Raw genomic sequence first — 1,521 nt, forward strand, 5'->3', positions numbered from 1 at the left:
TTGGATGTAGGCCATAACGAAAAATGCTCCGTATCTTTCGATACGGAGCATTTTCTTTGAGTGCCGCACAGATTGCTAGGTTTTCACACAGTCTGTTCGGGCTCCCTTTTTCATGCCTGCGGAAAAGTCATTTCACCGTGACGGTGATCTTTTCCGAAACGATGGGCGGATCGAAAGCCATGTGGCTCTTGTCGCCCAGTTCCAACTGCAACGTGTGCTTGCCTGGCGTCAGCGTCAGTTCGGTTTCAGTCTGGGCTTTGCCGAAATGGATATGGTTGGCGTCTGCCGGAATCACAGCGCCCGCAGGAACAGTGCTCTTGGCGTCTACCAGCAGGTGATGGTGGCCAGTGTTAGTCGTGAGATTACCAGCGGGCGCCAACGCAATGCCCTTTACTGCAAATTTGACCTTGAAGGTCTTGTCGACAACGGCGCCGCTGCTCGGCTCGACGATGCTTACGGAAGCTCCCGCCGGCGCTGGCGTGGCAGCGCTGGCCATCATCGACGCGCTCAACAGAAGACCAGCCAACGCGGCTCGTGACATAAACGTTTTCATTCTCTTCTCCAGTTTTTCCGTAAAATCCGCGTGGTCATGACAACTTCATGACCATTCGTTGTCGAAGGCACTCGACAACCATAGCAAAGCGAGCCTGACTCAGAGCATCGCGATAATGATTTCAAAGGAGTGACCATGCGTTTTCTGCCTGGCCTGATCTGCCTGCTACCCCTTCTGAGCCCGCTGGCTCACGCCGAACTGATTGATGACGTCAACGACCGTGGCGAGTTGCGCATCGCCCTTGAAGCTAATACGCCGCCCTTCAATTACAAGCACGACGACAAACTCACAGGGTTCGAGGTTGAGCTTGGGCAAATGCTGGCCAGCGAACTGGATGTTCGCGTCGATTTCATCGTCACCGACGAGGACGATCTGCTCCAGGGCGTTGAAAGCGGCAAGTACGACGTCGCGCTCAATCACATAGCACTGACACCCGAACTCAAGGATCGTTTCGACTTCAGCCAGCCATACAGCCAGATCGATTCGCAGTGGCTGGCGAAGAAAGATGAGCAACCACAATCGATGATGCTGGTGCAGTCACTGACCGAGGACAAGCCGAAAGCGGCCACGCCGGTAGACCTGGCGATTCCGTTTCAAAAGGGTAATCCGGCGTTTCACTCCAGCCTTGAGAGTGCGTTGCAGCGGATCAAGGCGGATGGGCGGTTGGCGGCGTTGTCCGAGAAGTGGTTCACCAAACCCGAGTGAACATAAAACCTGTGGGAGGGGGCTTGCTCCCGAAGGCGTCGTGTCAGTCAATGCAGATGTTGAATGACCCACCGCTTTCGCGAGCAAGCCCGCTCCCACACGGGAATCTGGGGTGGGCTTTTAATCGAGTTGTGTCAGGGCTGTTGCAGCCTGCGGCAATTCAAGTTCACGAGATTGTCAGAAATTTTGTGTTCGGGCATAACATGTTGAAAAGGAGCATGTATGCCGACCAAAAAGAAACCGGCCTCGGAGGCCAAACCCCA

The 1,521-nt window shown here is 54.8% G+C and carries 2 protein-coding genes; one reads left to right on the forward strand and one right to left on the reverse strand.

Going from position 1 to position 1,521, the window contains the following annotated elements; translation table 11 throughout:
- Nucleotides 1-127: 127 nt before the first annotated feature.
- Entirely contained in the window at nucleotides 128-553 is a 426-nt protein-coding gene (locus ACIOWA_RS27985) for a DUF4399 domain-containing protein (protein ID WP_339430397.1), read from the reverse strand.
- A gap of 135 nt (nucleotides 554-688) precedes the next feature.
- On the opposite strand from ACIOWA_RS27985, the gene ACIOWA_RS27990 reads away from it, so the two are divergent.
- A complete protein-coding gene (locus ACIOWA_RS27990; protein ID WP_339464670.1) occupies nucleotides 689-1,258 on the forward strand; it encodes a transporter substrate-binding domain-containing protein in 570 nt (189 codons plus the stop codon).
- Nucleotides 1,259-1,521 lie beyond the last annotated feature (263 nt).

The organism is Pseudomonas sp. NPDC087614, assembly GCF_044743485.1.
GTDB classification, from domain to species: Bacteria; Pseudomonadota; Gammaproteobacteria; order Pseudomonadales; family Pseudomonadaceae; genus Aquipseudomonas; species Aquipseudomonas baetica_A.